The 8,281-nt window shown below is 74.1% G+C and carries 10 protein-coding genes; 5 read left to right on the forward strand and 5 right to left on the reverse strand.

The window, feature by feature from the left end:
- Window positions 1-122 precede the first annotated feature (122 nt).
- Window positions 123-935, reverse strand: coding sequence for a DUF3097 domain-containing protein (locus AB0J68_RS21420; RefSeq protein WP_363940152.1), 813 nt, complete (start codon window positions 933-935; stop codon window positions 123-125).
- 259 nt (window positions 936-1,194) lie between these two features.
- On the opposite strand from AB0J68_RS21420, the gene AB0J68_RS21425 reads away from it, so the two are divergent.
- On the forward strand, window positions 1,195-1,989 hold the full coding sequence (locus AB0J68_RS21425) for a hypothetical protein (protein WP_039908695.1): 795 nt from the start codon (window positions 1,195-1,197) through the stop codon (window positions 1,987-1,989).
- Between the two features lie 129 nt (window positions 1,990-2,118).
- Here the strand turns inward: AB0J68_RS21425 and AB0J68_RS21430 are convergent, their stop codons facing one another.
- The 4 genes from AB0J68_RS21430 to fabG all read right to left on the reverse strand — a co-directional run bounded on the left by AB0J68_RS21430 (window position 2,119) and on the right by fabG (window position 5,550).
- Window positions 2,119-2,898, reverse strand: a complete 780-nt coding sequence (locus AB0J68_RS21430; protein ID WP_354861708.1) for an HAD-IIA family hydrolase — start codon at window positions 2,896-2,898, stop codon at window positions 2,119-2,121.
- Window positions 2,891-3,943: a ferrochelatase gene (locus tag AB0J68_RS21435; RefSeq protein ID WP_354861706.1), complete on the reverse strand. Its 1,053-nt coding sequence runs from the start codon at window positions 3,941-3,943 to the stop codon at window positions 2,891-2,893. The genes AB0J68_RS21430 and AB0J68_RS21435 overlap by 8 nt, the downstream gene beginning before the upstream one ends.
- Window positions 3,944-4,043: 100 nt before the next feature.
- The gene (gene fabI / locus AB0J68_RS21440; RefSeq protein WP_354861704.1) at window positions 4,044-4,811 is read right to left on the reverse strand and encodes an enoyl-ACP reductase FabI; all 768 of its coding nucleotides are present in this window, start codon (window positions 4,809-4,811) and stop codon (window positions 4,044-4,046) included.
- Between the two features lie 34 nt (window positions 4,812-4,845).
- The gene (gene fabG / locus AB0J68_RS21445; protein WP_354861702.1) at window positions 4,846-5,550 is read right to left on the reverse strand and encodes a 3-oxoacyl-ACP reductase FabG; all 705 of its coding nucleotides are present in this window, start codon (window positions 5,548-5,550) and stop codon (window positions 4,846-4,848) included.
- Window positions 5,551-5,705: 155 nt separating this feature from the next.
- Here fabG and AB0J68_RS21450 point away from each other — a divergent pair, with 155 nt between their 5' ends.
- The 4 genes from AB0J68_RS21450 to AB0J68_RS21465 all read left to right on the forward strand — a co-directional run bounded on the left by AB0J68_RS21450 (window position 5,706) and on the right by AB0J68_RS21465 (window position 8,276).
- Complete coding sequence (locus tag AB0J68_RS21450; RefSeq protein WP_363940155.1) at window positions 5,706-6,935, forward strand: histidine kinase; 1,230 nt, start codon at window positions 5,706-5,708, stop codon at window positions 6,933-6,935.
- Window positions 6,932-7,594, forward strand: coding sequence for a response regulator transcription factor (locus AB0J68_RS21455; protein WP_354861699.1), 663 nt, complete (start codon window positions 6,932-6,934; stop codon window positions 7,592-7,594). Before AB0J68_RS21450 ends, AB0J68_RS21455 begins: the two co-directional genes overlap by 4 nt.
- A 58-nt stretch (window positions 7,595-7,652) precedes the next feature.
- Window positions 7,653-7,994 (forward strand): hypothetical protein, encoded by a 342-nt coding sequence (locus AB0J68_RS21460; RefSeq protein ID WP_355067140.1) that lies wholly within the window; start codon window positions 7,653-7,655, stop codon window positions 7,992-7,994.
- 126 nt (window positions 7,995-8,120) lie between these two features.
- Window positions 8,121-8,276 (forward strand): hypothetical protein, encoded by a 156-nt coding sequence (locus AB0J68_RS21465; protein ID WP_354861697.1) that lies wholly within the window; start codon window positions 8,121-8,123, stop codon window positions 8,274-8,276.
- The last annotated feature ends 5 nt before the right edge of the window (window positions 8,277-8,281 follow it).

Below are 8,281 nucleotides of genomic sequence, written 5' to 3' on the forward strand. Positions count from 1 at the left end.
CGGCGGCGTCGGGGCGGGCGGGGTCGCTGTCCACACCCCCCCTATCCTAACCCCCCCCCCCCCACCCCCGATCCCCGACCCCCCCCCCGCCCCGCCCGCCGCCCCGCCGCGGGGGCGACGGGTCAGGCTGGCTCGGTGACGAAGTCGATGAGGCGTTCCATGGCGTTGATCAGGGGGGTCTCCACGTCGGCGAAGCTGTTCACCCGGGACAGGATGTGCCGCCACATGTCGGCCGGCTCGGCCACCCCGAGGGCCGCGCAGACCCCCTCCTTCCACGGCTGCCCCGGCGGCACGACCGGCCACGCCGCGATACCCAGCGCCGCCGGTTTGACCGCCTGCCAGACGTCCACGTACGGGTGGCCGGTCACCAGCACGTACGACGAGTTGACCCGGGCCACGATGCGGCTCTCCTTGCTGCCCGGCACCAGGTGGTCGACGAGCACGCCGAGTCGTCGGGTCGGGCCGGGGCCGAAGTCGCGTACGTCGGCGTCCAGGTCGTCGATGCCGTCCAACGGCTCGACCACCACGCCCTCGATCCGCAGGTCGTCGCCCCAGATCCGCTCGACGAGGGCGGCGTCGTGGATGCCCTCCACCCAGATCCGACTGGCCTTGGCCACCTGGGCGCGAACATTGTCCACCGCCACCGAACCGGAGGCGGTACGTCGGCGGGCCGCCGGCACCGGCGCGCGGCTCGGGCGGCGCAACGTCACCGGGCGGCCGTCGAGCAGGAACGCCGCGGGCAGCAGCGGGAAGTTGCGCCGCCGGCCGTGCCGGTCCTCCAGCACGACCGCGCCGGCCTCGAAGCCCACCACCGCACCGCAGAACCCGGAGTCGGCGTCCTCCACCACGAGATCCGGTTCGGCGTCCACCTCGGGGGTGACCTTTCGCCGCCGCCAGTCCCCCGCCAGCACGTCCTCGCCGTATCGCCCCGCCATGTCGATCACGCTAACGCCCCCACCAGCACCCCGCCCCCCCGACACACCGCGCCACCCCATCGAGGTCTGCGGCTGCGCCAGCGCTCAGGGAGGTACGCGGGACGGGGTCGCAGCGCCGCGCCCCGGCGGCTGACGGTCAACCGCGGATCAGCGGGCCGCGCTGCGGGCGCGGATCGGGCGAAGGGGGCAGTTCGGGGCAGGCAGGGCGGCCGGAGCGGCAGTCGAGACACGGCCACCGATGACCACGTACCCTTTCGGCATGTCCACCCCCGCAACGGGCGCGGCCACGCTTGCGCCGCGCCGGTCGAGCCGGTTCGTTGCCTGGGTGCGCGCGTGGCGCGCCGGGCTGGTGCCGTACGACGAGGTCGCCGACGCCATCGCCGGCGACGAGGAGCACCTCGTTGCGGACGCCCCCGGCACCTGGACCGACGTCCCGCTCGGCGCCGCGCTGCCCACCCTGGCCAAGCTCTCCCCCGACGAGATCCGTCTGGTGCTGCCCGCGCCGGGCGACCCACGGGGTCTGCCCGGTCCCGGGGACTTCGCCGGGGCGGCCCTGGTGGCGGGCGAGGCGGTGGTGGCCGGTGGGCTGGGTCTGATCCCGCAGGTGCGCAGCCACACGTCCGGCTCGGGGGACTGTTTCGAGACGGTGCTGTGGCGGGTGTACCCGCTGCCGGCCAACGCCCCGGCCGCCTCGCTGTCGCTGCCCGGCGCCGCCGAGGCGGAGGCCGAGCTGGCCGCCGCGCTGGCCGAGACCACCGCCGCGCTGACCCGGCTCGACGTGGCCCAGTGGCGGCCCGAGTTGGCCGGAGCGCTGGCCGCGCTGCGCCGCCCGGACGGCGCCACCGACCTGCCACCCGGCTTCGACCCGCGGGCCCGCCGGCTCTTCGCCCGGGCCGCGGTGCTCGACCGGGTGCTCGCGCTGGCCGGGCACGCCGCCCCCGGTGGCGCGATCAACAACTACGAGGCCCAGCAGCGCGACGCCGCGCTGCGCCCGCTCACCACGGCCTGCCGGCAGGCGCTGGTCGCCGCCTGCAACGCCCCGCTACGCCCCTGACCCACGCCGCCCGCGATCATCACCGGCCCGCGCCGGGCATGATCGCGCTCGATCCAGGATGTCGTGGCCTCCGGCGCGCGCGTGACCACCACATCCATGTTCGAGCGCGATCATCAGCGCGCCGCTCGGTCAGACCTCGTCGAGCAGGTCGGCCACCGAGTTGATGATCCGGGACGGTCGGTACGGGTAGCGCTCCGCCTCGGTACGGCTGCTGATGCCGGTGAGCACCAGGATGGTCTCCAGCCCGGCCTCCAGACCACAGAGGATGTCGGTGTCCATCCGGTCGCCGATCATCGCGGTGGTCTCCGAGTGCGCGTTGATGGTGTTCAGCGCGGAGCGCATCATCATCGGATTGGGCTTGCCGACGAAGTACGGCTCCACCCCGGTCGCCTTGGAGATCATGGCGGCGACCGAGCCGGCGGCGGGCAGCGCGCCCTCCACCGACGGGCCGGTCACGTCGGGGTTGGTGCAGATGAACCGGGCCCCGTCGTTGATCAGCCGCACCGCCTTGGTGATCGCCTCGAAGCTGTAGGTGCGGGTCTCGCCGAGCACCACGTAGTCCGGGGCGAAGTCGGTGAGCACGTAGCCGACCGCGTGCAGCGCGGTGGTCAGGCCGGCCTCCCCGATGACGTACGCGGTGCCACCCGGCCGCTGGTCGGCGAGGAACTGGCCGGTGGCCAGGGCCGAAGACCAGATCGACTCCTCCGGCACGTCCAGACCCATCCGGCTCAACCGGGCCGTGAGGTCCCGCGGGGTGTAGATCGAGTTGTTGGTCAGCACCAGGAACGGCTTGCCGGAGGCGCGCAGCCGGTTGACGAACTCCGGTGCGCCGGGCACCGGCTGGCCCTCGTGCACGAGCACGCCGTCCATGTCGGTGAGCCAGCTCTGCACGGGCTTGCGGTCATGCATCGGTGCTCCCAGCGGGCGTCGGACGGCGGGTCGGTACGCAGCACACGGTCGGGCAGGTGTCCCACATCGGCAGCTCGCCGAGGCGACGACGCAGCTGCGCGCCGTCCGGGTCGGTCCGCTCGGTGACCAGCTCCCGGACCATGGTCACGAAGCGCGGGTCGGTGCCCGGGGTGCCGGCCCGGACGAAGTCCAGGCCGAGTTGCTTGGCCGTCTCCAGCGCCTCGGTGTCGAGGTCCCACACGACTTCCAGGTGGTCGGAGACGAACCCGATCGGGCTGACCACCACGCTGGTGGTGCCACCCTCGGCGAGGGTGCCCAGGTGGTCGTTGATGTCCGGGTCCAGCCACGGCACGTGCGGGGGGCCCGAACGGCTCTGCCAGACCAGGTCGTACGCCAGGTCGGGGGCGGCGGCAGCGGCCACCAGCGCGGCGGCCTCCCGCAGTTGCGCCTCGTACCGGCCGCCGTGCGGGCCGGCGTTGGCCGCCATCGAGGTGGGGATGGAGTGGGCGGTGAACACCAGCCGGGTGGTGTCCCGCAACGCCTGGTCGAGCTGGCCCAGCGCGGCACGGACGGCGTCGATGTGCGGCTCGATGAAACCGGGGTGGTCCCAGAACTGGCGGATCTTCTCGATCACCGGGGCGTCCGGGCCGACGGCGGCGCGGGCGGCGGCGATGTCCTCCTGGTACTGCCGGCAGGACGAGTAGCCGCCGTACGCGCTGGTGACGAAGGCCAGCGCCCGGGTCACCCCGTCGTCGCGCATCTGCGTCACGGTGTCGGCGAGCATCGGGTCCCAGTTGCGGTTGCCCCAGTAGATGGGCAGGTCGAGGCCGTGCGCGGCGAAGTCGGCCCGGACGGCGGCCAGCAGCTCGCGGTTCTGCTGGTTGATCGGGGACACCCCGCCGAAGTGCTGGTAGTGCTCGGCGACCTCGGCCAGCCGCTCGGGCGGCACGCCTCGGCCGCGGGTCACGTTCTGCAGGAACGGCATCACGTCCTCGGGCCGTTCGGGCCCGCCGAAGGACACCAGCACCACCGCGTCGTACGCCATGGGGTCATTCTCGCCCCTCGGCCGCGATGGCCCGGCGACGCCCCCTGGTCCGGACGCGTAGATCACGCGGACGGCGACCAGGGAGCGTCGCGGCGCAGCGTCAGGAACCGACGGCGTGGTAGCCGCCGTCGACGTGGACGATCTCGCCGGTGGTGGCCGGGAACCAGTCGGAGAGCAGCGCCAGGCAGGCCCGGGCGGCCGGCTCCTGGTCGGTGAGGCTCCAGCCCAGCGGAGCCCGCCCGGCCCAGGCCTCCTCGAACTGGTCGAAGCCGGGGATCGACTTCGCGGCGATGGTACGCAGCGGCCCGGCGGCCACCAGGTTGCTGCGGATGCCCTGCTTGCCCAGGTGCATGGCGAGGTAGCGGGACGCGGACTCCAGGCCGGCCTTGGCCACGCCCATCCAGTCGTAGACCGGCCACGCCTTCGTCGCGTCGAAGGTCAGGCCGACCACCGCGCCGCCGGCCGACATCAGCGGCAGCGCCGCCATGGCCAGCGACTTGTACGAGTAGGTGGAGACGTGCAGGGCGGTCGCCACGTCCTCCCAGGGGGCGTCGAGGAAGCCGCCGCCGAGGCAGCTCTGCGGGGCGAAGCCGATCGAGTGCACGACGCCGTCGAGACCGTCGACGTGCTCCCGTACCCGGTCGGCGAGGCTGGCCAGGTGCTCGGTGTTGGTCACGTCGACCTCGATCACCGGCGCGGGCTCGGGCAGCCGCTTGGCGATCCGCTCGACCAGGGAGAGCCGTCCGAAGCCGGTCAGCACGACCTGCGCGCCGTTCTCCTGGGCGAGTTTCGCCACCGAGAAGGCGATCGAAGCCTCGGTGATCACACCGGTGACGAGCAGCCGCTTACCGGCGAGCAGTCCGGACATGCAGGGTTTCCTCCGTACGTTGTCGAAGCGCTGGTCAGTGGCCCATGCCGAGGCCGCCGTCGACCGGGATCACGGCGCCGGAGACGTACCCGGCGCTGTCCGAGGCCAGCCAGGTGACCACGGCGGCCACCTCGTCCGGGCTGGCCATCCGGCCGGCCGGGATGGACTTGCGGATCTCCGCCTTGCGGTCGTCGCTGAGGCTGGCGGTCATGTCGGTGTCGATGAAGCCGGGCGCCACCACGTTCGCGGTGATGTTGCGGCTGCCCAGCTCCCGGGTGATCGAGCGGGCCACGCCGACCAGGCCGGCCTTGCTGGCGGCGTAGTTGACCTGACCCGCGCCGCCGGAGAGACCCACCACCGAGGAGATGAAGATCATCCGGCCCCACTTGGCCCGCAGCATCTTGCCGGAGGCCCGCTTGGCGACCCGGAACGCGCCGGTGAGGTTGGTGTCCAGCACACCGGTGAACTGCTCCTCGGACATCCGCAGCAGCAGGGTGTCGTCGGTCATGCCGGCGTTGGCGACCACCACCTCGACCGGACCCAGCTCGGCCTCGACGGCGGTGAACGCCGCGTCGATCGAGGCCGCGTCGGTGACGTCGGCCCGCACGCCGAACAGCCCGTCGGGGGCATCGCCGCTGCGGTGGGTGACCGCCACCCGATCGCCCTGCTTGGCGAAGGCCTGCGCGATGGCCAGGCCGATCCCCCGGTTACCCCCGGTCACCAGCACGGTACGGGCCACGGTTCCTCCTTGCGAATGGTCAGCACGGACGCGTCGGAGCCTAGGCGTTACCGGCAGGTAAGCGCTAACGGGAGCCGCGTCACACCGTGGTACGACACCGGGATCAACCCCTGGTGGCACGCCCCGTGATGGGCTCTGCCCGTAGCCTCCGGGTGGTGAACCGGCAACCGATCGCCGTGGCCCTGCGGGCGTTGCGGCAGACCCTGTGGGGCCCGGACGCCCCGCCCGGTCGACCGCTGCTGGCCCGCTGGCCCCGGCTCGCCCGACCCGCCGCCCCGGTCGGGCTGCTCGCCGCGCTCGGCCTCTTCTGGATCACGCTCACCGTGGAGAGCAACTGGGGTCTGCCGGTTCCGATCGCGGTGCTGTTCGCGGCGCTGACCGTGGCGCCGCTGCTGGCGCTGCCCCGGCGTCCGCTGCTGGCCTGGCGGCTCACGGTGCTGGCCCTGCTGGTGTGCACGTTCAACGCGCCGGCCGACCTGCCCGGACCGTGGACGCCGCCGCTGGCGCTCGGCTCGGTCGCGGTGGTCGCGGTGGTCGTCGCGCGGGTCGACCGGCCGGTGCTGGCCTGGGTGGTGGCGATCACCGCGGTGCCGGTACTCACCCTGGTGCACGCCCAGAACCGGGCCGCCGTCCTGGCGCTGCTCGGCGCGCTGGCGATCGTCGGTGACCTGATCCGGCGCAACCGGCTGTCCCGGCGGGCGCTCGCCGCGCAGACCGAGCTGAGCGAGCGGGAGCAGGAGCGCCGCGCGGTGCTGGAGGAGCGCACCCGGATCGCCCGCGAACTGCACGACGTGGTGGCCCACCACATGTCGCTGATCGCGGTACAGGCCGAGACCGCGCCGTACCGGCTGACCGACGTGCCGGCGCCGGCCGCCGCCGAATTCGCCGCCATCGCCGGCTCGGCCCGCGACGCGCTGACCGACATGCGGCGGCTGCTGGGGGTGCTGCGCAGCGAGGCCACCGGTCCGCAGACCGCTCCGCAGCCCGACCTGACCGACCTGGGCCCGATGGTGGACGCGGCCCGTCGCGCCGGGCTGCCGGTGACCCTGGACGTCGACCCGCTGGGCGACGGGCGGGTGCCCGCGCCGGTCGGGCTGGCCGCGTACCGCATCGTGCAGGAGGGGCTGGCGAACGCGGCCCGGCACGCGGCCGGCGCCGCGGTGCGCGTCACCGTCCGCGCCCGCCAATCCGGTCTGGGAGTACGCGTCGAGAACTCCCCGACCGACGCCCGACCGACCGCCGACGGCAGCCCGGGGCACGGGCTGACCGGCATGCGGGAGCGGGCCACCTCACTGGGCGGTACGTTCACCGCCGGGCCGCTGCCCGACGGCGGTTACGCGGTGGCGGCCGAACTGCCGTACGAGCCGGAGAGCGGAGACGCATGATCAAGGTGCTGATCGCCGACGACCAGGCGATGGTCCGGCAGGGCTTCGGCGCGTTGCTCGCCGCCCAGCCGGACCTGCTCGTGGTGGGTGACGCCGCCGACGGCGCGCAGGCCGTCGCCGCCGCCCGCCGGCTCGACCCGGACGTGGTGCTGATGGACGTGCGGATGCCGGTCATGGACGGGCTGGAGGCCACCCGCAAGCTGCTGGGCGACCGCTCGGCGCAGCGCCCCCGGGTGCTCATCCTCACGACGTTCGACCTGGACGACTACGTGTACGAGGCGCTGCGGGCCGGCGCCAGCGGCTTCCTGCTCAAGGACGCGCCGGCGGCCGACCTGGTGCAGGCGGTGCGGGTGGTGGCGGCCGGGGACGCGCTGCTCGCCCCGGCGGTGACCCGCCGACTGATCGCCGAGTTCGCGGCCCGCCCGGACCGCCGCCGACCCCGCCCCACCGACCTGGCCGGGCTCACGCCCCGCGAGACCGAGGTGCTGCGGTTGATCGCCCGGGGGCGCAACAACGCGGAGATCGCCGGTGACCTGGTGGTGGCGGAGCAGACCGTGAAGACGCACGTGGGGCGGATCCTGGCCAAGCTGGGGCTGCGCGACCGGGCCCAGGCCGTGGTGCTGGCGTACGAGACGGGTCTGGTCGCCGCCGGCGAGTAGCCCCACAGGGCCAGCCGGGAAACGGCTCCCCGGGACGACGCCAGCGACCCGTGCCGCGGTGACGGCGCTCACCGCCCGGGGTGGCCTGGCCCTGCCCGGGCTGCACACCGCGCCGGACGGTCCGGCGTGGGTGCTGGCCCGGTTCTGCTGGCTGCCCCTGCTCGCCGCGGTGCTGGTCACCGTCGTGCGCACGGGCCGCCGACACGGGTCGGCGGACCGCCCGGACCGGTGGCGTCGGCCGGGCGGTGGAGCGGTTGCCGACCGGTCGGCCGAGTGCGTGCCGGCGCCGGCTCAGGTGTACGCTCATCGACGTTCCGGCCCGGCCGACTTGCAGGAGGTGATCGCTGTGCGAGATAGCGATCCTCCTAGTCGTGGCCGGGCCGATGGTCAGCCCCGCTGAGCCACGACTCAGTCTGGCGAGCTGACCCCGCTCCGCTCCCCCACCGCCTCGGCTGACGCCGGGGCGCGTGTGCCGCGCCGTCCGGTCACCGGACGGTCGCCGGGAGCCGCCCGGTCACGACTTCGTGTGCGCGTCCCCACCCCCTGCGGTCCGCCCCCCGCACGCGGACCGTCCAGCCGCCACTCGGAGCCGTCCATGAGCCGCTACGTCGCCCCGCTGGGCTTCACCCTCGCCGCCGTCTGGGTGGCCGTCGTCTTCGTCCTGGCCGGCGGCGGTCACTGACCACC

This window comes from Micromonospora sp. NPDC049580 (genome assembly GCF_040675595.1).
Taxonomy (GTDB): Bacteria; Actinomycetota; Actinomycetes; order Mycobacteriales; family Micromonosporaceae; genus Micromonospora.